The following is a 23,964-nucleotide window of genomic DNA, read 5'->3' as shown; positions in this document are numbered from 1 at the left end:
GCGTCGGCCAGCTGCTCCAGTGCGGTGTTCGCGCCGGCCACGTAGGTGGCGTGGTGCTTGGAGTGGTGCAGCTCCATGATCCGGGCCGAGATATGCGGCTCCAGGGCTGCGTAATCATAGTCGAGCTCGGGCAGTTCGTACGTGCTCATGGTTTCCTCCGTCTTCTCCCGGCCGCGGTCCGCGGCTGGGTCGGATTGTCCAACCGGACGGAGGTTTCCGTCCGGCAGCTCTCAAACCGGTCTTCGTTGACCGTACCGCCGGACCCGGCGGCTGCCCATCCCGTATCTAGTCGTCCAGCATCTCCGGCGTGACATTGGCTTCGGTCCCCGGGATGCGCAACTCCGCCGCCCGTTTGTCGGCCATGGCCAGCAGCCGGCGGATCCGGCCGGCGATGGCGTCCTTGGTCATCGCCGGGTCCGCAAGACGGCCGAGTTCGTCCAACGAGGCTTGCTTGTGCGCCACCCGCAGTTCGCCGGCGTAGCGCAAGTGCTCGGGCACATCCTCACCGAGGATCTCCAAGGCCCGCTCGACGCGGGCACCCGCCGCCACCGCGGCCTGGGCAGAGCGCCGCAGGTTGGCGTCGTCGAAGTTGGCCAACCGGTTGGCGGTGGCCCGCACTTCCTTGCGCATCCGGCGTTCTTCCCACACCATCAGCGCATCATGGGCCCCCATCCGGGTCAAGAGCGCCGCGATGCTGTCACCGTCCCGGATCACCACCCGGTCCACGCCCCGGACCTCGCGTGCCTTGGCCGCAATGCCCAATCGGCGGGCCGCGCCGACCAAAGCCAGCGCCGCTTCCGGGCCGGGGCAGGTGACTTCGAGCGCCGACGAGCGGCCGGGTTCGGTCAGCGATCCGTGGGCCAGGAAGGCGCCGCGCCAGACTGCCTCGGCGTCGGCGGCGGAGCCGTTGACCACCACGGAGGGCAGCCCGCGGACCGGACGGCCGCGGCCATCCAGCAGGCCGGTCTGCCGGGCCAGCGACTCCCCGTCCCTGACCACACGCACCACGTAGCGGTTCCCGCGGCGCAGGGCGCCGCCGGAGACCACGATGATGTCGCCGCTGTGACCGTACACTTCCGCGATGGCAGTACGCAGCCGGCGGGCCGTCGCAGCCAGATCAACTTCCGCCTCAATAACAATGCGGCCGGAAATGATGTGAAGTCCGCCGGCGAACCGGAGCGTCGCGGAGACCTCCGCCTTCCGAACCTGGGACTTCTTGATGTCGAGGCGAGCAAGCTCATCCTTGACTGCTGCGGTCAGCGCCATGCACCTTGTCCTTACCTAATCCTTGCTGTCCCCGAAAATGTCGTGGTAGGCACTCGCCAGTCTCAACGGATCGTGTACGGGGCGTCCGCCTGAGCTACCTACTCTACCGAAGACCACACGCGCACCGAGCTCCCCGGCGGCTTCCTCGAAACGCTCCCGGTTTTCGATCACCCGCGGATCGGCCAGCACCACGTCGAAACGCATATCGGGGGCGCAACGTTTCACGGCCGCCAGGTGGTCCGCCGCCGTCATGCCGGACGTTTCCTTGGTATCCACCGAGAGGTTCATGGTCAGGCATCGCCGCGCCGGGGTGTTGCACAGCGCCTCGCGCATCTCCTTGAGCATCAGATGCGGCAGCACGGAGGTGTACCAGGAACCCGGCCCCAGGATCACCCAGTCGGCAAGTTCGATGGCGTTGAGCGCCTCGACGCAGGCCGGGGCGTCGTCGGGCAGCAGCCGCACGTCATTGACGTGGCTGTTCCGTCCGGCCGCGGCGAGCCTGGACTGGCCGGAGATCAGCGCACTGCGCAGCCGCCCGTCCTCGCCCTCGACCAACACGTCGCCCTCGATGGTCAGCGGCACGGTGGCCATCGGCAGTACCTCGCCGCGTGCCCCCAGCAGCGCGCCGGCCCACTTGAGCCCGGCCACCGGGTCCCCCAGCAACTCCCACAACGTGACAATCAGCAAGTTCCCCAGCGCATGATTGTCCAGCGACTGCTCGGACCCCGGGGACGACTTGAAGCGGTGCTGCATCACGTCGCGCCAGGTCCGGCCCCAGTCGGTATCGTCACACAGGGCGGCCAGCGCCATCCGCAGGTCCCCGGGCGGCAGCACGCCGAACTCCTCGCGCAGGCGGCCGGAGGAACCGCCGTCGTCGGCCACCGTGACAATGGCGGTCAGCTCGGTGGTCAGCAGGCGCAGCGCACCCAGCGAGGCAGACAGCCCGTGGCCGCCGCCCAACGCGACGACCGACGGCGGTGCCCCGCCCTCCCCGGTCCGGCTGCGGGAGGTACCCGGGACCGGAACCAGCGGCAGCGGTCCGGTCAGGATTGCCACTATTCGCGCCCCAGGTCACGGTGCTGGACGGTCACCTTGACGCTGGGCAGCTGGGCCAACCGCTTGCCGATTTCCTCGGCCACCGCGACCGACCGGTGCTTGCCGCCGGTACATCCGATGGCGATGGTGCCGTAGTGCTTGTTTTCACGGCGGTAGCCCTCCATCACCGGCTCCAGCGCATCCACGTAGCGGTTGACGAACTCTTCGGCGCCGGAATCCACCAGCACGTAGTCACGGACCTTCTCGTCCAGCCCGGTGTAGGGGCGCAGCGCGGGTACCCAGTGCGGGTTCGGAATGAAGCGCACGTCGGCCACGAAGTTGGCGTCCACCGGCAGCCCGTACTTGAAGCCGAAGCTGATCACGTTGATGCGCAGAACGATGGGACCGGAGTCGGTAAAGAGTTCCGTGACCGCCGTGGCGAGGGCATGCACGTTCATATCGGTGGTCTCCACCACCAGGTCGGCCGATTCCTTCAGGCTGCTGAGCAGGTCGCGTTCGGCGGTGATGCCGTCGGAAATCCGGCCGTCGCCCTGCAGCGGGTGCGGACGCCGGCCCTGTTCAAAGCGGCGGACCAGCACTTCGTCCGCGGCGTCCAGGAAGAGCACCCGGTAGTGGACCCCGCTGGCGGCCAGGGCGTGCAGGGCCTCGCGGATATCGCGGAACAGGCTCTGGCTGCGCACGTCCACCACCACGGCCAGCTTGGGCAGCGACTGCGGCATCCGCGACACCAGCTCGGCCAGCGTGCCGAGCATTTGCGGCGGCAGGTTGTCCACCACGTACCAGCCATGGTCTTCCAACGCGTGCGCCGCCGTGGTCCGGCCGGCTCCTGACATGCCGGTGACCACCAGGAGTTCGGATTCCACCGGCTTCTCCGGCGTCAGGTCCTCGTCCACCGTCATCGTCATCCCATCCATCCCGACCACACCCCTCAATTTCAGCTCTAGCCTAACTAAGATTCGATGATTTCGCCGGTTGCCATATTGACTGCCGGCGCGGCGTCATCCGCGGCGCCGGGCGCCAACTGCCGTCTCAGCGAGGCGGCCATCGCAGGCCCGATGCCCGGCACCTGCTGCAGCTCTTCCACGCTGGCCGCCTTCAGCTTCTTCGCCGAACCGAAATGTTTCAGCAGTGCCTTCCGCTTCGCCGGCCCCAATCCCTGAATGCCGTCCAGCACGGAGACCGTCATGGCCTTGCCGCGCTTCTGCCGGTGGTAGGCGATCGCGAAGCGGTGGGCCTCGTCGCGGATGCGCTGCAGCAGGAACAGCCCCTCGGACGTGCGCGGCAGGATCACCGGGAAATCGTCGTCGGGCAGCCACACCTCTTCCAGCCGCTTGGCCAGGCCCACCACGTACACGTCGGTAATGCCCAGGTCCGCCAGTGCGCGGGAGGCCGCGGCCACCTGCGGCGGCCCGCCGTCGACCACCACCAGATTCGGCGGGTAGGCGAACTTGGTTTTCGGCGCCGGCGTCAAGGTCTCTGCCAGCACGGTGTCCTGCGGCACGGTCTCCTGCGGCACTGTCTCTTTCGCCACGGTCTCCTGCGGCACAACTTCTTCCGGCACGACGGCGGTGTCCCCGCCGTCCGCGGGGGGCTGCGGCTGTGCTGCGGCTGCTTCGGCGGCAGCGCCCGCTACCGCCTCGGCGGCCTCAGGCGCGGCCAGGCGTCCCTGGTCAACCAGGTAGTTCCGGAATCGCCGGCTGATGACGTCATACATGGCGGAGGTGTCGTCGCGGGCGGCGTCGCCGGTGATCGCAAAGCGGCGGTAATCGGATTTCTTCGCCAGCCCGTCTTCCACCACCACCATGGAGGCCACCACGTTGGTGCCTTGGACATGGGAGATGTCGTAGCACTCGATCCGGAGCAGCGCGACCGGAAGGTCCAACGCCTCCTGCAGCTGCTGCAGGCCGGCCGAACGCGTGGTGATGTCGCCGGCCCGCCGGCTCTTGTGGAGTGCCAGGGCCTGTTCGGCGTTCTCCCGCACGGTGGAGATCAACGCGGCCTTGTCTCCGCGTTTGGGCACGTGGATCTGCACCTTGCTGCCGCGCAGCGTGCTCAGCCAAGCCTGCAGTTCGGCGGCATTCTCCGGCTCCTGCGGCAGCATCACCTGGCGCGGGATCCTGTCCGGCCCGTCGGCGTCGCCGTACACCTGCTGGAGCAGGTGCTCGGCCAAGTCGGCGGTGCTTTGGTCCTCGACCTTTTCCACCACCCAGCCCCGCTGGCCGCGGATCCGGCCGCCGCGCACGTGGAACACCTGGACAGCCGCCTCCAGCTCGTCCTGCGCCAGCGCGAACACATCGGCGTCGGTGTCTTCGCTGAGCACCACGGCATTGCGTTCGAAGACCCGCCGCAGCGCGGCGATGTCGTCGCGGTGCCGCGCCGCCGACTCGTAGTCGAGTTCAGCCACCGCCGCCGCCATCTTCTTCTCCAGCGCCCGGATGAACCGGTCGGCTTCCCCGCCCATGAACGCACAGAACTCGGCCGCCAGCGCCTTGTGGTCCTCCGGCGAGATCCGGCCGACGCAGGGCGCCGAGCACTTGTCGATGTAGCCCAGCAGGCAGGGCCGGCCGGTGCGCTGGGCGCGGTTGAACACGCCGGTGCTGCAGCTGCGGACCGGGAATACCCGCAGCAGCGTGTCCACGGTCTCGCGGATCGCCTTGGCCGGATAGTACGGGCCGAAGTACTTCACGCCCTTGCGCCGTTCCCCGCGCATCACCTGGACACGCGGGAACTTCTCCCCCATGGTCACGGCCAGGTAGGGGTAGGACTTGTCGTCCCGGAACATGATGTTGAAGCGCGGCGTGAATTCCTTGATCCAGGTGTACTCGAGCTGGATGGCCTCCAGCTCGCTGCCCACGATCGTCCACTCCACCGACGCTGCCGTATGCACCATCGCATACGTTTTGGGCAGCAGGTTCTTGGGACTGGCGAAGTAGTTGTTGAGCCTGGACCGCAGGTTCTTCGCCTTGCCCACGTAGATAACACGGCCGTGCTCGTCCCGGAAGCGGTAGACGCCGGGATTGGTGGGGATCTCCCCCGTCCGCGGACGGTAGGACGCCGGATCAGCCATTGTCGGTCACTCCCTTCGTCATCTCAGTCCTGATCCGCCGTCCGAAGGTCACTCCGACGGCGTCTTGTTGTAGCTGTGTGAGCGGTCCTGGCCCGTCAGGTCGGCGATCGCGTCCATGATCTGGTCCGTCGCCGAACGACGTGCCGGCAGCGAATGCTGCGGCCCGGTCCGCTCGAAGTACAGCGGTTTGCCGATCCGGACGGTGAAGTGTTTCGGCCGGACCATCATCTTTCCGGCGGGCTGAAGCTGTTCGGTGCCGATCAGCCCTACCGGCAGCACCGGTGCCCCGGTGGTCAGGGCCAGCCAGCCCACACCGGTTCGCCCGCGGTACAGCTTGCCGTCACGGGACCGTGTTCCTTCAGGATAGATCCCAAAGGCCTCGTTGCGCCCCAGTACGTCCACCGCGCTCTGCAGCGCCGCCACGCTTGCCGCCTGCTCGCCGCGTTCCACCGGAATCGAGCCCACACTGCTGAAGAACCAGCGCATGGCTGCCCCCTTGGGCCCCCGCGCGGTGAAGTACTCGGCCTTGGCAAAGAACGCGACCTTCCGCGGCATCATGGCCTGGATGATGATGCTGTCCAGAAAGGACAAGTGGTTCGGGGCGACAATCACCGGGCCGGCGTCCGGAAAATTGTCGATGCCCTCTATGGTCGGCCGGCAACTGCCCCGCAAGGCGGCCCGGAACGAGGCGCGGGTCACTTCGAAGGTCTTCATGCGGCCGGTCCCGGTCCCCCGGCCGAGGCGGTCTCCGGTTGCGCAACCGCCAGCCGTTTGATGACGGCCTCGAGTTCCGGCATGGAATGCACGACGACGGACGCACCGGCGGCTTCCAGCTCGCCGTCGGCGGCGAATCCCCAACTGACGCCGATGCCCGGAACGCCCAGATGGCTCGCGGCAGCCATGTCGTAGAGGCGGTCGCCGACCATCAGCACCGGACCGAAGTCGTCCGCGGCCGCCAGAGCCGCCTGCAGGATCGGCACTTTGCCCAGTCCCGGATCGTCCGGTGCCGGATCGTCGCCCTCCGCTCCGTGGATGCCCTCGAAGAACGTGTCCAGGCCCTTCAGGCGGAGGAGTTCGCGGGCCAGGCCGGTCGGTTTCTGCGTGGCAACAGCCAACGTCAGGCCGGCCGCCAGCAGCCGCCCCAGCAATTCGGCCATGCCTGGGTACACGCGGCTTTCTGCCATGCCGTGCGCCCGGTAGCCGGCGCGGTACAGGGCGATGACTTCGCCGAGCCTGTCCTCCGGCACGCCCGCGGCGCGCAGTGAATCACCCAGCGGCGGCCCCACCAGCGTGCCCAGCCTGTCCTGCGGCGGAACCGGGAGTCCGGCAGCCTCAAGGGCACCGGCAATTCCGTTGGTGATAGCTCCCGCGGGGTCAACAAGGGTTCCGTCAAGGTCGAACAAGACCAGCGCAGGCAATTGAGTCACCCGGGCATTTTCCCACAGGTCCGCGGATCGGCCGGAATCCATTCCCGCGGCGGAATATGTCATTCCGTCGCGGCTCACGGGCGACCGAGCGCCTCCGCCAGGAACCTGCCGGTGTGGCTCCCCTCGACTGCGGCAACCTGCTCGGGTGTGCCGCTGGCAATGATCTGGCCGCCGCCGGAGCCGCCTTCGGGGCCCATGTCCACTACCCAGTCGGCGCTCTTGATCACGTCCAGGTTGTGTTCGATGGTGATCACGGTGTTGCCCTTTTCCACCAGGCCCTGCAATACCTGCAGCAGCTTGCGGATGTCCTCAAAATGCAGGCCGGTAGTCGGCTCATCCAGCACGTAGACGCTGCGACCGTTCGAGCGGCGCTGCAGTTCGCTGGCGAGCTTGACGCGCTGCGCCTCGCCGCCGGACAGCGTGGTGGCGGGCTGGCCCAACCGGACGTAGCCCAACCCGACGTCCACCAAGGTCCGAAGGTGGCGGGCAATCGGGGTGAACGCGGCAAAGAAGTCCGCTGCCTCCTCGATCGGCATGTCCAGCACCTCGGCAATGGTCTTGCCCTTGTAGTGGACTTCCAGGGTCTCCCGGTTGTAGCGCGCGCCGTGGCAGACCTCGCACGGCACGTAGACGTCCGGAAGGAAGTTCATTTCGATCTTCAGCGTGCCGTCGCCCGAGCAAGCTTCGCAGCGGCCGCCCTTCACGTTGAAGGAGAACCTGCCGGGCAGGTAGCCGCGAAGCTTGGCCTCGTTGGTCTCGGCGAACAATTTGCGGATGTTGTCGAAGACACCCGTGTAGGTGGCCGGATTGGACCGCGGGGTGCGTCCGATCGGACTCTGGTCCACGTGGATCACCTTGTCCAGCTGGTCCAGCCCCTCCACCCTGGTGTGCCGGCCGGCCACGTGCTTGGCCCCGTTGAGCTTGTTGGCCAGCACCTTGTAGAGGATGTCGTTGACCAAGGTCGACTTGCCGGAGCCGCTGACGCCGGTGACCGCGGTGAAAACGCCCAGCGGGAACTGCGCGTCGATGCCGCGCAGATTGTTCTCGCGCGCCCCGACCACTTTCAGCTGGCGCTTCTTGTCCACCTTCCGGCGTTTGCCCGGAAGCTCTATCCGGCGGCGTCCGGACAAGTAGTCACCGGTGATGGAACGCGTGTTCTCCAGCAGTTCCTGCAGGGAGCCGGAATGGACCACTTCGCCGCCGTGTTCGCCGGCACCCGGACCGATGTCCACAATCCAGTCGGCCTCGGCGATGGTGTCCTCGTCGTGCTCGACCACGATCAGCGTGTTGCCCAGATCGCGCAAGCGGGTCAAGGTCTCGATCAGCCGCCGGTTGTCCCGCTGGTGCAAACCGATCGAGGGCTCGTCCAGCACGTAGAGGACACCAACCAGGCCGGAACCGATCTGGGTGGCCAGCCGGATGCGCTGGGCCTCGCCGCCGGACAACGTGCCTGCCGCCCGCTCCAGGTTCAGATACTCCAGGCCCACATCCAGCAGGAAGCGCAGCCGGGCCTGGATCTCGATGAGCACCTGGTGGCCGATCTGGGCTTCGCGGGCCGTCAGGTCCAGGCCGTCCAGGAAGGAGCTGGCCTCGCGCAGCGGCAGGGCGGAAACGTCCGCAATGGACTTGCCGTTGATCAGTACGGACAGCGAGGCGGGGTTCAACCGCGCGCCGTTGCACTCCGGGCACGGCACTTCCCGCATGTACTCCTTGTAGCGGTCCCGGGCCATTTCGGACTCGGTTTCCTCGTGCTTGCGGTGGATGTACTGGAAGGCGCCTTCGAAGCCGGTGGAGTATTTGCGCTCCCGTCCGAAGCGGTTGCGGTACTGAACCACCACTTTGAAATCCTTGCCGAGCAGCACGGCATCGCGGACCTTCTTCGGCAGGTTCTTCCACGGCTCGTCCATCGAGAAGCCGAGCTCGTGCGAGAGTCCTTCAAGCAGCCGGGTCCAGTACTCCTGGGTGGCCTTGCCGAGCGACCACGGGGCGATGGCGCCGTCGGCCAGGCTTCGGTCCGGATCCGGGACCACCAGATCCACATCCACCTCGAGCTTGCTGCCGATGCCGGTGCAGGCAGGGCAGGCGCCAAACGGATTGTTGAATGAGAAGGATCGCGGTTCGATCTCGTCGATCGCCAACGGGTGCTCGTTCGGGCAGGCCAAGTGTTCGGAGAAGGCACGGGTACGGCCCGGGTCCTCCTCGTCGAGGTCCACGAAGTCGGCCAGCACCCGGCCTTCCGCCAGCGCCAGCGCGGTCTCCACCGAGTCGGTCAGGCGCTGGTGGATACCGTCTTTGGCCACCAGCCGGTCCACCACCACCTCAATGGTGTGCTTGTACTGCTTGCCCAGCTTCGGCGGTTCGGACAGCTGCACCTGCTTGCCGTCCACTTTGGCGCGGGAAAATCCCTTGGCGCTCAGCTCCTTGAACAGGTCCACAAACTCGCCCTTGCGGCCACGCACCACGGGTGCCAGAACCTGGAAACGCGTTCCCTCTGGCAGCTCCTGCAGCTGATCCACGATCTGTTGCGGAGTCTGTTTCTCCACCGGCTCGCCGCACTGCGGACAGAAGGGACGGCCCACCCGGGCCCATAGTAGGCGCAGGTAGTCGTAGATCTCGGTGATGGTGCCGACGGTGGAGCGCGGATTCCGGCTGGTTGACTTCTGGTCGATCGACACCGCGGGCGAGAGGCCCTCGATGAAATCGACGTCGGGCTTGTCCACCTGGCCCAGGAACATCCGCGCATACGATGACAGCGATTCCACGTACCGGCGCTGGCCCTCGGCAAAAATCGTGTCGAAGGCCAGGGACGACTTCCCGGAGCCGGACAGCCCGGTAAAGACGATCATGGAGTCGCGGGGAAGATCCACGCTGACGTTCTGGAGGTTATGCTCGCGGGCGCCTTTGACGACCAAGCGTGACATATCCGCGGGGTGGGAAACGGGGGTGGCGGACTCCGAATCGGTCGCCGGGACGGACGTTTCACTCGCTTTTAGCACGATATCTACTCTAATCGAAAATTCGTTCGAACTTGTATTACATCGGTCACGGCCGGCGGCTACTGCGGACAACCACTGTCCGCATTTGCCGCCCCGCGCCCTCGCTCAGCACGACGGCGACGCCTGGCAACATTCTTAAGCCGGCTTCGGTCGGGCGCGGGTCCGCTAGGCGTTGCTGCGGCACTTGATGCAGCGGCTACTCAATGCAGTGGCTACTTGATGGGGCGCTATTTGATGCCGTGGCGCTCCATCGCTGCCTTGGCAGCGGCGAGGGCTTCCTTGGCGCCGATTCCCTGACCGTGGACCGCCAGCGCGAAGGCTTCGGCGGCGTCGCCCAGTTGCTGCCGGGCCTTGCCCGCTCCGGCGCTGACCACCGTACCGGCCCGGCCGTGCGTCTCCACCCGGCCGGCGGTTTCCAGTTCCCGGTACGCGCGGGCCACCGTATTCGGCACCACGCCCAAGTGATCGGCCAGCCGCCGGACGGGCGGCAGCTTGGTGCCCACCGGCAACTCCCCGGCGTCGGCCGCTTCAATGATCCGCAGCCGCAGTTGTTCGAACAGCGGCACGGCGCTGTCGCGGTTCATCCGCCAGTCAAACCCACTCGCTTCCATCGCCCGCGCCCGCTCCTCGTCGTGTCCGCAGCAACCGGCCTGTCCACTGCTACAACCAGAATGACATCCGGAGCCGTCCGGGTCGACTGTCGGTAGGCTGGAACGCATGTTGCTTCATGAAGATCCTGCAGTCACTATCCGCGGCATTTCGGTTTCCGAAATGGACAACAACGTTTATCTGCTGACAGCCAAGAAATCCGGCGCCCAGGTACTGATTGATGCCGCCGACGACTTTCCGGCCATTGAACAGCTCCTGCGCGACGGGGCCGCGGATGCGGCCGGCCCCGCCAAGGTCGAATTGGTCATCACCACGCACAGCCACTGGGACCATGTCCGCGCCTTGGCGGATACGGTAGCCGCCACCGGGGCCAAGTCGGCCGCCGGCGCGGAGGATATTCCTGCGATCGAGGTGCCGACCGATGTTTCGCTCGAGCATCAGGACGTGGGCCGGTTCGATGGATTCTCGCTGGAGGCCATCAAGCTGCGGGGCCACACCCCAGGCTCGGTGGCACTGCTCTACCGTGCCCCGGACGGGCCCGCGCATGTATTCACCGGCGACTCGCTGTTTCCCGGCGGAGTGGGCAATACGGAGAAGGATCCGGAGCGCTTTGCTTCCCTCTTCAACGACGTCCGCGACCGGTTGTTCGGCTACCTGCCTGACGACACCGTGATCCATCCCGGACACGGGAAGGGAACTACGCTTGGCGCTGAACGGCCGCATCTGGACGAGTGGAAGTCCCGCGGCTGGTAGGCAAGGGTCAACAACCCCGACAGGCGTGGACGTTGGGGGGAATCCCGCCTGCCGGGGCTCTCTCATTCTAGCGCCGCGGACTATTTCTGTTCCTCGTTGCCAAGGAAAGCCGGCAGGCTGCGCTCGGCCGCGGAATAGGTGACGGCATCTGGAACCTGCCCGTCCATGAAACGGTCGACCAGCCGCGGATCCACGTATGATGAGCGGGCAACGGCGGGCGTGTTGCCGAGCCGCTCTGCCACGGCTCTGATGGCGGCAGCAACTGCCTTGCGTCGGGCCGTGATGCCGGGCTTGCCGTCGTAGCGGGCCAGTTCAACCGCGGCGGCAACGGTCCCTTGCCAGGTCCGAAAATCCTTGGCGCTAAAACCCTGCCCGCAGAGCCCATGGATGAAATCATTCAGCTCGGAGGCGGCCAGTCCGGACCAGCTCCCGTCGTCGTTGCGGTAGCCGATGGCCGGATCCCCCGCCTTCCTCCCTCTGCCCAGGGCCAGCCAGCCGGCGAGGTCCGGATCCTTCACTTCCACGTCCCACTGCAGCCCGCTCTTGCCCGGAAAATCGAGCCGGATGGTGTCCTGATGCACCTGGACGTGGCTGACCAGCAAGGTGGTCACCCCGTAGGACCCGTTTTCCTCGGCATAGACGTCTGAGCCGATTCGCAGCGACGCGCTGTCCAGCAAGCGGAACGCGGCGGCGCAGGCCACCTCCCGGGTCATGTCCCCCGACCGGAGCAGCAGCGTCACCCTCCGCCGTGCGGCCGTCAGGGTACGGCCGAAGGCCAGCGCGCGGTCGAACTTCTCTCGGTCCCTGAGTTCGCGCCATCGGGGATGGTAAATGTATTGCCGCCGCCCGGCGTCGTCCATGCCCGCCGCCTGGATATGGCCGTTTTCCGCCGGGCAGATCCACACGTCGGACCATGCCGGCGGAACCGCCAACGCCTTGACCCTGCGGAGCTCGTCGCCGGAAAGCTTCGAACCATCGGGGTGGCGGTAGGAGAATCCGGTCCCATGCCGCCGGCGGGATATACCGGGAGCCCGGATATTGCTCCGCCGTAGCCTCAGACGGGCACCTCCATCTTGAAGCCGCAGCGGCAACGCAGAATTTCTACGTTCACGCGCACCGTCGGAAGCGGGCCCGTCTCCGGCGAGCCGGCGTCAACGGGATCCTGGATGGCTTGATCGACTCGTTCCACCGGCTGCATCGGCTCTCCGCAGTGCATGTAGCCATCGGCACCGAAATCGATCCCCACCGTCCCTGTTTCCGAGGCGGGCACCTTGTAGGTCTGGTGGCCGTAATAGCTCTCGCAGTGGCTGCACCAGTAGCTAACGTCCCACCGCGGCAGCGCAGGAGCGCCCGGCCCCGGCTGAAGCAGCGTGACAGCGTCGAAAACCAGATACTCGTCGCTGTTGCAGGCGGAGCACCACGGATCCGGCAAACCTCCTCCGGCTCCACCGAAATCGTACTCGCCGGCATGGGCACGTGAACTGTCGTTGGCGATCATGGTCGTCTGCCCTTTCGCATCAACATCACTATTGGTAAGGCTACTGTCTATAACTATACCGAAGCCCGGGCGCGCGGCGCGGGAAGTGGCATGCATCAAGGAAATGGCAGGCGCGGCGGCGAAGGGGGCGGCGCCGCGGTGCAGTCCCTGGCGGACGTGGCGGGGGCCCTCAGAGCGGGCCTAGGAGTCCCCGCCGTACAGCGAGTCAGGCGGCTGGCTTTCGGTTTCGCCGTAGAGGCAGCGGATTCGACGCTTGCTGGCCTTGAGTGCGTCCCTGCTGTCCCGCCGGTCCAGCTCGACCCGCAGTTCTTCAAGGCGGAACTCGGTTTCCGGCTCCGCCGCCCCGAATTGGATACTCTCGCGCTCGAGTTGCCGCATGGCCCTGCCGTACAACGCCAGCAGTTCCGGGTCCCCGAGCAGAGCCAACTCCACCGGAAACTCGTCTGCGGGAGGCAAGTGGCGGTGCCGCATTAGGTTCCCCCCGAACCTAAACGTGCCACCCCTGACCGACCGGCAGTTGACCCGTCCATGCGCTCTGCCTCCAGGTAGCCCGGGAGCCGATTCGGCTCCACTGCAGTGAGCTTACAAGCGCTTCTGCCCTGCGGCAATGAATCACGGAACATCGCAGGGCTATCTTTTGGGTCGTCACGCCAGTGGAACGCAAAAGCGCGGCTTACTGCAGCCCTCCCTACCCGAAAACGTCCGACTGGAGCCGGGTTCTAATCGTCGTAACGTTCTTCCCTGATGGTCCCGAATGGGACATCCTCGGACGCCATGGCCTGGACTTCGTTCGGAAGGAATCGCACCAGCACGCCCCGCTCCCCGTCCGCAGCAGATTGCCTCAGCACCGGGAGGATGGCGTCAGCCTGGCTGTGCTCCAGCCCGGCCACGTAGCGGGCATACGCCTCGGGCAGTTGTTCGGTCGTCATTGCGGGTCCTGTCAATAGGAATGAGGAATGGGGTGCGACCCGGCATCAGGGTCTTTCATCGTCCACAGCCAACACGAGGTCTGCCTCTTGACGCCGGAAGCCTCCGCGGACCAGTAGTCCGCGGAGGCTTCCGAGTCGGCAAAACGCTTAGCGCCTGCCGCCACCCTCGGTGTCATCGGTGGCCCGGTCGGCGTCCTCGTTCAGATGGGCCTTGGCATCGGCCAGCTTGTCTTTGGCTTCGCCCTCGACCTGCTGGGCCTTGCCCTTCATCTCGCGCGACTTGTCATCGGTCGCGTCGCCGACGGCTTCGTTTACCTTGCCCGTGACCTTGTCTTTCGCAGCATCGAACTTATCGCCCATACCCATGACAGCACCTCTTTCGGTTCAGGTTTTCAACAGGTGCAGCCAGACTACCTCGCCTCACGCAAAGTACAAAGCTTGCTGACCTTTTCCGCGAATTGATGCCGGAAACCTTCACGCTCCTGCTACAGCCCGAACAATTCGAAGGCTATTCGCGGCCTGCCGCCGGTCACCAGCGCGAGCTGTTCGGCCGCCTGTTCCTCCACGGGCCGGTCGCTCAGCGCCTCCAGATAGCGGCGGTGCGCCGTCAGCGAGCGCAGCGCAGAGTCCAACGCATGCTGGCCGACGTCCAGATAGTGCGTGGGCCGGGTGGAGGCAACCGCAGTGAACGAAACGGTGTGCGGCCGATGACCTTGCGCCGCCAACTCCGGGAAGATCCATTCATTGCCGGCATCCGCCACCGCATTGAGGACCGACCGGCCCATGACCTGGTGGTCCTGCGAATTCCACGCCCCCGGGCCCCAGGCATCTCGATGGTTCAGTGTCACCACCACGTCCGGCCGAAAGGTCCTGATCTCGCGTGCCAGGTCGCGGCGCAACTGGAGCGTTTCCTCGAGTCGGCCGTCCGGATAGTCCAGGAACGACACTTTCTCAACCCCCACCGCCCGGCAGGCGGCCCGCTGTTCTTGTTCGCGCAGGGGTCCGGCCTCGCGGGGAGGCAGCCCGGCAATGCCGGCCTCTCCCCTGGTCGCCAAGACGTACGCGACGTCCTTTCCCTGTCCGATCCATTCGGCGACAGCGGCGGCGATCCCATACTCCGGATCATCAGGATGTGCCATCAGGACCAGCGCCCGGTGCCAGCCGGCCGGGAGGGGTTTCAGGTCATCCGGAGCCATGGCAGCGCCCTTTCCTGTTACTGCGGTTTCCTGTTGCTACGGTCCAGCCGGCGCCGTCCGGTTCCGCTTGCCGGGCTATGCGGTCAAATGCCCGACGGCGTAGGGTGGCATCACGATCAGCATACTGACCATATTGGCCGTCCGGACCACTCCGTTCCGCTTCAGCGCAGCCATTGCTGCCGGATGCCTCCGGAACCGGCCGCCAGAAGGAGCCCCACATGACGTCCGATCAGTACACGTTCCAGAATCCCGTTGACCGCTACCCCAGCATCTCGCCGCCGAAGCAGAGCCAGCCGGAGCCCGGGCTGGATAAGGAATTGGAACCGAAGACCGACCGAGGCGAAGAGTCATACCGCGGCACCGGCAGGCTGACCGGCCGCAAGGCCCTCATCACCGGGGCCGACTCCGGCATCGGTGCAGCCGTTGCCATCGGCTTCGCCCGGGAAGGCGCCGACGTCGCCCTCTCCTACCTGCCGGCTGAAGAATCGGACGCCCAGCACATCGCGTCCGTGATTGAGAAAGAGGGGCGGAAGGCGGTGCTGCTGCCGGGCGACATTTCGGATGCCGCCGCCTCCCGGGATCTGGTAGCCAAGGCGGTGGAGCAACTAGGTGGCCTGGATATTCTGGTCAACAATGCCGGGCGGCAGATCGCCGTCGAACAGATCGAAGACATCAGCGACGAGCAGTTCGAGGACACCTTCAAGACGAACATCTTCGCCATCTTCTGGATCACCAAGGCGGCGGTGCCGCACATGCAGCCCGGTTCGACGATCATCAACACCACGTCGGTACAGGCCTACAACCCGTCGCCTTTCCTGCTGGACTACGCCTCCACTAAGGCCGCCATCAACAACTTCACCAAGGGCTTGGCCCAGCAGTTGGCCAGCCGTGGCATCCGGGTCAACGCGGTGGCCCCGGGGCCCTTCTGGACTCCGCTGCAGGTCAGCGAAGGACAGCCCAAGGACAAGCTGCCCGAGTTCGGCAAGAACGTGCCGTTGGGCCGCGCGGGTCAACCCACTGAACTCGCTCCGGCCTACGTCTATCTGGCCTCGCCGGAGTCAAGCTACGTGTCCGGCGAAACCCTGAACGTCAACGGCGGGACGCCCACGCCCTGAAGCTTGGGCGCCGTGAGCCTCAGCCGAGCTTGCGCCCCACCGCGAAGATCCTGCGGAAGCCGAAGACGGTGCCATGTTCGGTCTCCGGGTAGGCGTCACGCAGCAGCGTGGCGTACTCGGATTCGAACTTGGCCGCTTCGGCGGCCGGCAAGGCCGCCAGGACCGGACGCAGCCCGGTGCCCCGGACCCATTCCAGGACCGGATCCGGGCCGTGCAGCAATTGCTGGTAGGTGCTCTCCCAGACGTCGGCCTCACAGCCTTCGTCCAACAGCAACTGCAGGTAGTCCTGCGGTTCGGACACCGCGTCCTCATGCCGGAGCACCCCGTCCAACCGACGGTGCCAGTGCGGTGCGCCTGCCAGCGTCCGCATGAGCGCGTGCGACGGCGCAGCAAAGTTCCCCGGCACTTGGACGGCCAGCCACGCACCGGGCTTCATGGCGCGCAGCCACGAACGCATCAGGTCTTGGTGTCCAGGCACCCACTGGAGTGCGGCGTTGGAGACCAGCACATCCAGCCCGTCCGGCGCCGTCCAGTCGCGGATATCCCCGGACATAAACTCCGCGTTGACCGGATTGTTCCGCTGCCTGGCCTGACGGATCATCTCCGCCGAGGAATCAACCCCCGTGACCGTGGCGCCCGGCCAGCGGTCGGCGAGCGCGGCGGTCAGGTTGCCGGGGCCGCAGCCCAGATCCACCACCACGGCCGGCTCGGTGGCAGCAATACGGCCGGTCAGGTCGAAGAACGGACGGTTGCGGTGGTCGGCGTACTCAACGTACTTCTGCGGGTCCCAGTGCATGGGCAGTACGTTACGCCACGGATGACGACACCCGGTGCCCCTCATGGTGCCGCTCCGGCACCGCCTAAGCTGGAGAGAACATGAATCTTCTCCAACTCCTGCCGGACACCGGCACCGCCTCAGATCCCGACGACGTCTACACCTGGTTCACCGAGTGGGTCGAAGCCCGCGGCCTGTCGCTTTACCCTGCCCAGGACGAAGCCGTCATGGAGCTGGTCACCGGAAACAACGTCATCCTGGCCACCCCCACCGGGTCCGGAAAGTCGATGGTGGCGATCGCCGCCCACTTCCATGCCATGTCCACCGGGTCCGTCAGCTACTACACGGCCCCGATCAAGGCGCTGGTGTCGGAAAAGTTCTTCGCCTTGTGCGACATTTTCGGACCGGAGAACGTCGGCATGGTCACCGGCGACTCGGCGGTCAACCAGGATGCTCCAATCATCTGCTGCACCGCCGAGATTCTGGCCAACATCGCACTGCGCGAAGGCTCCGCGGCGAACCTCGGCACGGTGATCATGGATGAGTTCCACTACTACTCTGATCCGCAGCGCGGTTGGGCGTGGCAGGTCCCGCTGCTCGAACTGCCCCAAGCTCAGTTCCTGCTGATGTCCGCCACGCTGGGCGACGTCACCCGGTTCGAGAAGGAACTGACCGACCTGACCGGCCGGACGACAATGACCGTGAGTTCCGCGGAGCGCCCGATTCCGCTGCACTACTACTACGTGCAGACCAGCGTGCAGGAATCGCTGGAGGAACTGCTGTCCACCAAGCAGGTTCCGGTCTATGTGGTGCACTTCAGCCAACTGGAGGCCATCGAGCGCGCCCAGAACCTGATGAGCGTCAATGTCTGCACCCGGGAGGAGAAGGACCGCATTGCCGAGCTGATCTCCGGCTTCCGCTTTGCGGCCGGCTTCGGCAAGACGCTCAACCGCCTGGTCCGGCACGGCATCGGCGTCCACCACGCGGGCATGCTGCCCAAATACCGCCGGCTGGTGGAGCAACTGGCCCAGGCCGGTTTGCTCAAGGTCATCTGCGGGACGGACACCTTGGGCGTGGGCATCAACGTGCCCATCCGCACCGTGCTGCTCACTGCGTTGAGCAAGTACGACGGCGTGCGCACCCGCCTGCTCAACGCGCGGGAGTTCCACCAGATCGCCGGGCGCGCAGGGCGTGCCGGCTACGATACGGCGGGCACCGTCGTCGTGCAGGCCCCGGAACACGTGGTGGAGAACACCAAGGCGATGGCCAAGGCCGTGGCGAAGTTTGGCGACGACCAGAAAAAGCTGCGCCAGGTGGTGAAGAAGAAGCCGCCGACCGGCTTTGTGAGCTGGGGGGAACCGACCTTCCACAAGCTGGTGGAGAGCGATCCCGAACCGCTGACCTCCAGCTTCACGATCAGCCATGCGATGCTGCTGAACGTCCTGGAGCGGCCCGGCGACCCGTTCGCCGCCGCCAAGCGGCTGCTGACCCACAACCACGAAACGCGCGCTTCGCAGCTCAAGCTGATCAAGAAGGCACTGGGCATCTACCGGGAGCTGGTGGTTTCCGGGCTGGTGGAACGGCTGGACGCCCCAGATGAGAACGGGCATCTAGTCCGGCTGAAGGTGGACCTGCAGCCGAACTTCGCCCTGAACCAGCCGCTCTCTCCGTTCGCCGTGGCCAGCCTGGACCTGCTGGATCCCGACGGCGGCGGCTACTCCCTGGACGTGGTCTCGGTCATCGAGGCCACGCTGGAGAAACCCCGCCAGATCCTCTCGGCCCAGGAAAAGAAGGCCCGCGGCGAAGCGGTGGCCGCCATGAAAGCTGACGGAATCGAGTACGACCAGCGGATGGCCCTGCTGGACGAAGTCACCTATCCGCGGCCGCTGGCCGAGTTGCTTGAGGCGGCCTTCGAGACCTACCGGCACGGAGCCCCGTGGCTGGGAGATTTTGAACTCGCGCCGAAATCGGTCATCCGGGACATGTACGAACGGGCGATGAACTTTGCCGAATTTGTGCAGTTCTACGGCCTGGCCCGGAGCGAAGGGATTGTCCTCCGCTACCTGACCGACGGCTACAAGGCCCTGCGCCAGACGGTGCCTGCGGACGCGCTGCGCGAAGACCTGGCGGACATCATCGCGTGGCTGGGGGAACTGGTGCGCCAGGTGGACTCCAGCCTGCTGGACGAATGGGAAGAACTGGCCGCGGGCAAGGGCGCAGCCGACCTGGCCGCCGAACATGCCGCCGAATCGGTGCTCACCAAGGAGCCGCCAAAGCTGACCGATAACATCAGGGCCTTCCGCGTGATGGTACGGAACGAGCTGTTCCGCCGGGTAGAGTTTTTTGCCGACGAGCAGGAAGAAGAGCTGGGCGCCCTGGACGCCGAGGCAGGCTGGGACGCCGACCGTTGGGCCGACGCGATGGACGCCTACTTCGAGGAATACGACGACATCGGCACCGGGCCGGACGCACGTGGGCCCGCGCTGCTGATCATCGAGGAGCAGCCGGCCCTCTGGAAGCTGCGGCAGATCTTCGATGACCCGGCCGGCAACCGGGACTGGGGCATCAGCGCCGAGGTGGACCTGGCCGCCAGCAACGAAACCGGATCCGCGTCGGTCAGGATTCTCGACGTCGGCCCCGTCGGCGGAGCCTGAGCCGGACGGCAGACGGACTGTTCGCGGACTCCTTCGGAGCGAATGGGATTCATCGCCCGCCGGGGCCCGCAGCCACTCCGCCCCTTGCGGGCCCCCACGACCCCCACCTAGGGTGATAAGCACACTTACCTTATTTTGAGCCGACGCTTGCCCCCAAGGCCAGCAGCCGCATCCAGAGGAGCAACTGTGCCTGATCCCGCCGACCGCCCGAACCCCGCCGACCGCACGCCCGGCGCCCCAGGCTCCGTGCCGCCCGAGGTCCAGGAGCCCACGACCCCGCGCGAGCCGTTGCCGCCCAAACCCGACCAGCGCGGCGCCGACCAGGTCTCGCCGACCGGCAGGCGCACCGAGGCCGCCGATGATTCGCGGACGCAGGCGGGCAGCTACCTGACCACGGCGCAGGGTGCCCGCCTGAGCGACACCGATCACTCGCTGAAGGCAGGCCGGCGCGGCCCCACCCTGCTGCAGGACCACCACCTGCGCGAGAAGATCACCCATTTTGACCACGAACGCATCCCCGAACGAGTGGTGCACGCCCGGGGTGCCGGCGCCCACGGTGTCTTCGAGTCGTACGGAACGGCAGCCGACATCACCCGGGCCGGCTTCCTGGCGCCCGGTGTTAAGACACCCGTGTTTGTCAGGTTCTCCACGGTGGTCGGTTCGCGCGGATCAGCGGACACGGTCCGTGACACGCGCGGTTTTGCCACCAAGTTCTACACCGAGGATGGCACCTTCGATCTGGTCGCCAACAACATCCCGGTCTTCTTCATTCAGGACGGGATCAAGTTCCCCGATGTGGTGCACGCGGTCAAGCCCCACCCGGACCGGGAAATACCCCAGGCGCAGAGCGCCCACGACACGTTCTGGGACTTCGTTTCGCTGCACACCGAGGCACAGGCACACACCATCTGGTTCATGGCGGATCGGGGCATCCCACGCTCCTACCGCATGATGGAGGGCTTCGGAGTCCACACCTTCCGGCTGATCAACGCCGAGGGCAGCACCGTGCTGGTCAAGTTCCATTGGAAGCCGAAACTGGGTGTCCATTCGCTGGTCTGGGAAGAGGCCCAGCTGATCAATGGCATGGACCCGGACTTCCACCGCCGTGATCTGGCCGACGCCATTGAGGCCGGCCACTTCCCCGAGTGGGAACTGGGCCTGCAGGTGTTTCCGGACACCGAGGACGAGACGTTCGAGGGAATCGACCTGCTGGACCCCACCAAGATGATCCCCGAAGAGCTGGCACCGGTCCAGACCATTGGACGGATGACGCTGAACGCCAATCCGCGGAACTACTTCGCCGAGACGGAGCAGGTGGCCTTCCACCCCGGGCACTTGGTCTCCGGCATCGATGTCACCAACGATGCCCTGCTGCAGGCCCGGCTGTTCTCCTACCTGGATACGCAGATCAGCCGGCTGGGCGGCCCCAACTTCGCCCAGCTGCCGATCAACCGGCCGCATGCACCGCTCAACGATATGTTCCGCGACGGCATGCACCAGACTGCAGACCATGCCGGCGTGGCACCCTACCGGCCGAACTCGCTCGACGGCGGCTGCCCGTTCCACGCCGGCGCCGACGCCGGCGCGTTCATCGATGTCCCGCAAGCCCTGCCCGCCGGCGCCAAGGTCCGCGAGCAGCCGGCATCTTTCGACGACCATTTCAGCCAGGCCACTCTGTTCTACCGCAGCCTCAGTCCGGTAGAGCAGGAACATGTGATCGGCGCGTACACCTTTGAACTGGGTAAGTGCTATGAAACTGCGGTCCGCGAACGCCAGCTGAAGGCCCTCGCCAACATCGATGCCTCGCTCTGCGCGGGCGTGGCTGCCGGGCTGGGTCTCCCCGTTCCGGAAGCCGACCAGCCACCGGCCGAGCAGATGGCCAGCCCGGCCGTTTCGCAGGTCGGCAAGACGTGGCCCGTCGACGGTCGGATGATCGGCCTCGTCGTCGATGCTGGAAGCGATGGGCAGTTGGTGGCCGGGCTGAAGGATGCGGTTACCGCCGCCGGCATGCAGCCGCTGATTGTGGCACCCACCGGCGGCCCGATTGACGGGGGCCTCCCCGCCCAGCGCAGCTACCTCACCGCCCGGTCCACCGAATTCGACGCCATCATTTTCTGCACCGGGGCGGGATCGGGCGGGGCGGACACTCCGGGCACCGACGCCAAGACCGCCGCTCCCCCGGTTTCCGGGGCCGTGGATCCCCGGCTGGTCCTGCTGGCCTCGGAAGCCTACCGGCATGCCAAAGCCTTGGGAGTTTGCGGTTCCGGCGCCGAGGTCTTGACCGCAGCAGGAGTTGACGCCGATGCCCCCGGGATCGTCCGCGGCGGCCCCGGCGAAGTCGTGGACTCGCTCGCCGACCTGTTGGCCACGCACCGGGTCTGGGACAGGTTCCCCAGCCCGGTCTGACCACCACGTCCTCGAACACGACCCCACGGAAACGACGGGAGCACCACCGATGAAAGCACTGACCTGGCAAGGCAAGCGGAAGCTCAGCGTGGAGGAGGTACCGGACCCGGTTCTGCAGGAACCCACCGACGCCATCATCAGGGTCACTTCCACCGCCATCTGCGGCTCCGATTTGCATCTCTATGAACTGCTGGGCCCGTTCCTGGCCGCGGGCGATGTGCTGGGCCACGAACCGATGGGCATCGTCGAGGAGGCCGGAGGCGCGGTACCGGGGCTCAAGCCCGGCGACCGGGTAGTGGTCCCCTTCAACATCGCCTGCGGGCGCTGCCATATGTGCAGCCGCGGCCTGCAGTCCCAGTGCGAAACCACGCAGGTCCGGGACAAGGGTTCGGGCGCAGCGCTGTTTGGCTATACGGAGCTCTATGGTTCAGTGCCGGGCGGCCAGGCAGAGTTCCTGCGTGTCCCGCACGCGGACTACGGTCCCATCAAGATCGAGGACAGCCAGGCGCCGGATGAGCAGTACCTGTTCCTCTCGGACATTCTGCCCACCGCGTGGCAGGCGGTGGATTATGCCCAGATCCCGGACGGCGGCACGCTGGCCGTCTTCGGTCTGGGCCCGGTTGGGCAGTTCGCCGCCCGGATCGGCCGGCATCTGGGCCACCGCGTGATCGGTGTCGATCTCATTCCCGAGCGGCTGGAAATGGCCCGCCGGCACGGCATCGAGACCCTGGCCTGGGGTTCGACCGTTGCCGACGAACTGCGCGACGCAACCCGGGGCCGCGGCCCCGAATCGGTGATTGACGCGGTTGGAATGGAAGCGCACGGGGCGCCGGCAGCGGCCACGGCGCAGTTCGCCGTCGGTCTGTTGCCCGACGCCGTCGCCAAGAAGTTGATGTCGACGGCAGGCCTGGACCGCCTGTCGGTGCTGCACACAGCAATCGACGCCGTGGCCCGCGGCGGCACCATCTCGCTGTCCGGGGTCTACGCCGGAGAGGCCGACCCGATGCCGATGCTGACCCTCTTCGACAAACAGGTAACGCTGCGGATGGGACAGTGCAATGTCCGCCGCTGGATCGACGACCTGATGCCGCTGGCCGCCGATTCCTCCGATCCACTGGGTATCGGCGACCTGGTCACGCATACCGCTGCACTCAGCGACGCACCGGCGATGTACGAGAAGTTCCAAAAGAAGGACGACGGCTGTATCAAGGTGGTGCTCAAGCCGTAACGGTCGCGGCAGCTGGCGCCTAGGTTTCGTCCGGCTCCAGTTGCAGCTCGCTGCATGCGGAGGACCAGCGACTGCCGCTGCTGCGCGGGTCCGACGGCCAGGTTGGTGTAGTCCGGCTGTCCTACCGGGAAGCCTCCGTACTGCGAAGCGTGTTGGAGGATGTCGCTCAGCGACCTGTGGTGGCGTTGATCGCCGCCGCCGGTTCCAATCAGTCCGCTCGCCGGGTCGTCGGCGGCGAAGGCGGCCAAGATGATGCCGGCGTCCGCCAATCGATGCGCCGGGATCTCCTCCACGACCGTGGGCAGGTCACGGACATCGGTTTCCAGGCACGTGCCCAGCCGGTCCAGGAGGTTCTCCCCGCGGCCCGTGGCCTGCTGTGCCTGTTGTGCCAGTGCCACCAGCGCAGCGAAGTCATCAACGAATTTCCCCAACGTCCCGTCGATGGACCGCCCCTACCAACGGGGCCTGCTTCCGGACGATAGGCTCAGAACATGTCGACGATCCGCCCTGCCGAAGAAGCCGATGTCCCCGTCATCCTCGAATTGATCCACGATCTCGCGGTCTATGAAAAGGAGCCGGACGCGGTCAAGACCACACCGGACCAGCTGCGTGATGCGCTGTTCTCGGCTCAGCCGTCGGTGTTCGCACACGTCGCCGAAGACGACGGCGGCGTGCAGGGTTTTGCGCTCTGGTTCCGGAATTTCTCCACCTGGGAGGGCGTCCACGGCATTTATCTGGAGGACCTCTACGTCCGGCCTGAGGCCCGCGGCCGCGGGTACGGCAAGGCCCTGTTGCAGACGTTGGCCAGCCACGCGGTGGAGTCCGGCTACGCCCGGGTGGAGTGGGCGGTGCTGAACTGGAACAGCCCGTCCATCGATTTCTACCGCAGCCTGGGCGCCCGCCCGCAGGAGGAATGGTCAACGTTCCGGCTGACTGGCGACGCCCTGTCCGCCTTCGGAACGGCGGATCGAGTGTCCCTGTGACCGGGC

21 protein-coding genes and 1 pseudogene are annotated in these 23,964 nt (G+C 66.3%); 6 read left to right on the top strand and 16 right to left on the bottom strand.

Features of this window, described 5'->3' with window-relative positions:
- The 9 genes and pseudogenes from AB0N75_RS12625 to AB0N75_RS12585 form a co-directional block, all read right to left on the bottom strand.
- Nucleotides 1-149: pseudogene (locus AB0N75_RS12625) on the bottom strand (superoxide dismutase); the annotation flags it as partial.
- Between the two features lie 136 nt (nucleotides 150-285).
- The gene (whiA, locus tag AB0N75_RS12620) at nucleotides 286-1,266 is read right to left on the bottom strand and encodes a DNA-binding protein WhiA (protein WP_353917920.1); all 981 of its coding nucleotides are present in this window, start codon (nucleotides 1,264-1,266) and stop codon (nucleotides 286-288) included.
- 15 nt (nucleotides 1,267-1,281) lie between these two features.
- On the bottom strand, nucleotides 1,282-2,322 hold the full coding sequence (locus tag AB0N75_RS12615; protein WP_364650169.1) for a gluconeogenesis factor YvcK family protein: 1,041 nt from the start codon (nucleotides 2,320-2,322) through the stop codon (nucleotides 1,282-1,284).
- On the bottom strand, nucleotides 2,322-3,221 hold the full coding sequence (rapZ, locus tag AB0N75_RS12610) for an RNase adapter RapZ (RefSeq protein WP_364650196.1): 900 nt from the start codon (nucleotides 3,219-3,221) through the stop codon (nucleotides 2,322-2,324). The genes AB0N75_RS12615 and rapZ overlap by 1 nt, the downstream gene beginning before the upstream one ends.
- A gap of 50 nt (nucleotides 3,222-3,271) precedes the next feature.
- Complete coding sequence (gene uvrC, locus AB0N75_RS12605) at nucleotides 3,272-5,389, bottom strand: excinuclease ABC subunit UvrC (protein ID WP_364650166.1); 2,118 nt, start codon at nucleotides 5,387-5,389, stop codon at nucleotides 3,272-3,274.
- Between the two features lie 48 nt (nucleotides 5,390-5,437).
- Nucleotides 5,438-6,103 carry a lysophospholipid acyltransferase family protein gene (locus AB0N75_RS12600; protein ID WP_364650163.1) on the bottom strand — a complete coding sequence of 222 codons (666 nt, stop codon included), beginning with the start codon at nucleotides 6,101-6,103 and terminating at the stop codon, nucleotides 5,438-5,440.
- Nucleotides 6,100-6,816, bottom strand: a complete 717-nt coding sequence (locus AB0N75_RS12595; RefSeq protein WP_364650161.1) for an HAD hydrolase-like protein — start codon at nucleotides 6,814-6,816, stop codon at nucleotides 6,100-6,102. Before AB0N75_RS12595 ends, AB0N75_RS12600 begins: the two co-directional genes overlap by 4 nt.
- 74 nt (nucleotides 6,817-6,890) lie before the next feature.
- Nucleotides 6,891-9,737, bottom strand: a complete 2,847-nt coding sequence (gene uvrA, locus AB0N75_RS12590) for an excinuclease ABC subunit UvrA (protein WP_364650157.1) — start codon at nucleotides 9,735-9,737, stop codon at nucleotides 6,891-6,893.
- Between the two features lie 302 nt (nucleotides 9,738-10,039).
- Nucleotides 10,040-10,423: a GntR family transcriptional regulator gene (locus AB0N75_RS12585; protein WP_364650154.1), complete on the bottom strand. Its 384-nt coding sequence runs from the start codon at nucleotides 10,421-10,423 to the stop codon at nucleotides 10,040-10,042.
- Between the two features lie 106 nt (nucleotides 10,424-10,529).
- On the opposite strand from AB0N75_RS12585, the gene AB0N75_RS12580 reads away from it, so the two are divergent.
- Nucleotides 10,530-11,174 (top strand): MBL fold metallo-hydrolase, encoded by a 645-nt coding sequence (locus AB0N75_RS12580; protein ID WP_364650151.1) that lies wholly within the window; start codon nucleotides 10,530-10,532, stop codon nucleotides 11,172-11,174.
- A gap of 80 nt (nucleotides 11,175-11,254) precedes the next feature.
- Here the strand turns inward: AB0N75_RS12580 and AB0N75_RS12575 are convergent, their stop codons facing one another.
- The 6 genes from AB0N75_RS12575 to AB0N75_RS12550 all read right to left on the bottom strand — a co-directional run bounded on the left by AB0N75_RS12575 (nucleotide 11,255) and on the right by AB0N75_RS12550 (nucleotide 14,797).
- Complete coding sequence (locus AB0N75_RS12575) at nucleotides 11,255-12,265, bottom strand: DNA topoisomerase IB (protein ID WP_364650148.1); 1,011 nt, start codon at nucleotides 12,263-12,265, stop codon at nucleotides 11,255-11,257.
- A complete protein-coding gene (locus tag AB0N75_RS12570; RefSeq protein WP_364650145.1) occupies nucleotides 12,229-12,672 on the bottom strand; it encodes a hypothetical protein in 444 nt (147 codons plus the stop codon). Before AB0N75_RS12570 ends, AB0N75_RS12575 begins: the two co-directional genes overlap by 37 nt.
- 180 nt (nucleotides 12,673-12,852) lie before the next feature.
- Entirely contained in the window at nucleotides 12,853-13,104 is a 252-nt protein-coding gene (locus AB0N75_RS12565; RefSeq protein WP_364650142.1) for a hypothetical protein, read from the bottom strand.
- Nucleotides 13,105-13,391: 287 nt separating this feature from the next.
- Complete coding sequence (locus tag AB0N75_RS12560; protein ID WP_364650139.1) at nucleotides 13,392-13,601, bottom strand: hypothetical protein; 210 nt, start codon at nucleotides 13,599-13,601, stop codon at nucleotides 13,392-13,394.
- A gap of 147 nt (nucleotides 13,602-13,748) precedes the next feature.
- Nucleotides 13,749-13,967: a CsbD family protein gene (locus AB0N75_RS12555; RefSeq protein ID WP_364650136.1), complete on the bottom strand. Its 219-nt coding sequence runs from the start codon at nucleotides 13,965-13,967 to the stop codon at nucleotides 13,749-13,751.
- Nucleotides 13,968-14,086: 119 nt separating this feature from the next.
- A complete protein-coding gene (locus tag AB0N75_RS12550; RefSeq protein ID WP_364650133.1) occupies nucleotides 14,087-14,797 on the bottom strand; it encodes a PIG-L deacetylase family protein in 711 nt (236 codons plus the stop codon).
- Between the two features lie 218 nt (nucleotides 14,798-15,015).
- Between AB0N75_RS12550 and AB0N75_RS12545 the strand changes: the two genes are divergently transcribed.
- Nucleotides 15,016-15,912: a glucose 1-dehydrogenase gene (locus tag AB0N75_RS12545; protein WP_364650130.1), complete on the top strand. Its 897-nt coding sequence runs from the start codon at nucleotides 15,016-15,018 to the stop codon at nucleotides 15,910-15,912.
- A gap of 19 nt (nucleotides 15,913-15,931) precedes the next feature.
- Here AB0N75_RS12545 and AB0N75_RS12540 read toward each other — a convergent pair whose 3' ends face one another.
- Entirely contained in the window at nucleotides 15,932-16,708 is a 777-nt protein-coding gene (locus tag AB0N75_RS12540) for a trans-aconitate 2-methyltransferase (protein ID WP_364650127.1), read from the bottom strand.
- An 80-nt stretch (nucleotides 16,709-16,788) separates the two neighbouring features.
- Between AB0N75_RS12540 and AB0N75_RS12535 the strand changes: the two genes are divergently transcribed.
- The 4 genes from AB0N75_RS12535 (at nucleotide 16,789) to AB0N75_RS12520 (ending at nucleotide 23,958) form a co-directional block, all read left to right on the top strand.
- Nucleotides 16,789-19,341 carry a DUF3516 domain-containing protein gene (locus AB0N75_RS12535; RefSeq protein WP_364650124.1) on the top strand — a complete coding sequence of 851 codons (2,553 nt, stop codon included), beginning with the start codon at nucleotides 16,789-16,791 and terminating at the stop codon, nucleotides 19,339-19,341.
- 186 nt (nucleotides 19,342-19,527) lie between these two features.
- Nucleotides 19,528-21,747 (top strand): catalase, encoded by a 2,220-nt coding sequence (locus AB0N75_RS12530; RefSeq protein WP_364650121.1) that lies wholly within the window; start codon nucleotides 19,528-19,530, stop codon nucleotides 21,745-21,747.
- Nucleotides 21,748-21,796: 49 nt separating this feature from the next.
- Complete coding sequence (locus AB0N75_RS12525) at nucleotides 21,797-22,975, top strand: zinc-dependent alcohol dehydrogenase (RefSeq protein ID WP_364650118.1); 1,179 nt, start codon at nucleotides 21,797-21,799, stop codon at nucleotides 22,973-22,975.
- A gap of 491 nt (nucleotides 22,976-23,466) precedes the next feature.
- The gene (locus tag AB0N75_RS12520; protein ID WP_364650115.1) at nucleotides 23,467-23,958 is read left to right on the top strand and encodes a GNAT family N-acetyltransferase; all 492 of its coding nucleotides are present in this window, start codon (nucleotides 23,467-23,469) and stop codon (nucleotides 23,956-23,958) included.
- Nucleotides 23,959-23,964 lie beyond the last annotated feature (6 nt).

Origin of the sequence: Arthrobacter sp. NPDC089319 (assembly GCF_040684925.1) — a bacterium.
Taxonomy (GTDB): domain Bacteria; phylum Actinomycetota; class Actinomycetes; order Actinomycetales; family Micrococcaceae; genus Crystallibacter.
Note: the sequence above shows the minus strand (reverse complement) of the source record. Positions and strands in the feature narration are given on the sequence as shown.

Coding starts and splice junctions, on each gene's coding strand:
- AB0N75_RS12535 (WP_364650124.1), top strand. CDS start 16,789: ATGAATCTTCTCCAACTCCTGCCGGACACCGGCACCGCCTCAGATCCC.
- uvrC (WP_364650166.1), bottom strand. CDS start 5,389: ATGGCTGATCCGGCGTCCTACCGTCCGCGGACGGGGGAGATCCCCACC.
- AB0N75_RS12570 (WP_364650145.1), bottom strand. CDS start 12,672: ATGATCGCCAACGACAGTTCACGTGCCCATGCCGGCGAGTACGATTTC.
- AB0N75_RS12585 (WP_364650154.1), bottom strand. CDS start 10,423: ATGGAAGCGAGTGGGTTTGACTGGCGGATGAACCGCGACAGCGCCGTG.
- AB0N75_RS12550 (WP_364650133.1), bottom strand. CDS start 14,797: ATGGCTCCGGATGACCTGAAACCCCTCCCGGCCGGCTGGCACCGGGCG.
- AB0N75_RS12520 (WP_364650115.1), top strand. CDS start 23,467: ATGTCGACGATCCGCCCTGCCGAAGAAGCCGATGTCCCCGTCATCCTC.
- AB0N75_RS12545 (WP_364650130.1), top strand. CDS start 15,016: ATGACGTCCGATCAGTACACGTTCCAGAATCCCGTTGACCGCTACCCC.
- rapZ (WP_364650196.1), bottom strand. CDS start 3,221: ATGACGGTGGACGAGGACCTGACGCCGGAGAAGCCGGTGGAATCCGAA.
- AB0N75_RS12580 (WP_364650151.1), top strand. CDS start 10,530: ATGTTGCTTCATGAAGATCCTGCAGTCACTATCCGCGGCATTTCGGTT.
- AB0N75_RS12600 (WP_364650163.1), bottom strand. CDS start 6,103: ATGAAGACCTTCGAAGTGACCCGCGCCTCGTTCCGGGCCGCCTTGCGG.
- uvrA (WP_364650157.1), bottom strand. CDS start 9,737: ATGTCACGCTTGGTCGTCAAAGGCGCCCGCGAGCATAACCTCCAGAAC.
- whiA (WP_353917920.1), bottom strand. CDS start 1,266: ATGGCGCTGACCGCAGCAGTCAAGGATGAGCTTGCTCGCCTCGACATC.
- AB0N75_RS12560 (WP_364650139.1), bottom strand. CDS start 13,601: ATGACGACCGAACAACTGCCCGAGGCGTATGCCCGCTACGTGGCCGGG.
- AB0N75_RS12555 (WP_364650136.1), bottom strand. CDS start 13,967: ATGGGTATGGGCGATAAGTTCGATGCTGCGAAAGACAAGGTCACGGGC.
- AB0N75_RS12540 (WP_364650127.1), bottom strand. CDS start 16,708: ATGCACTGGGACCCGCAGAAGTACGTTGAGTACGCCGACCACCGCAAC.
- AB0N75_RS12525 (WP_364650118.1), top strand. CDS start 21,797: ATGAAAGCACTGACCTGGCAAGGCAAGCGGAAGCTCAGCGTGGAGGAG.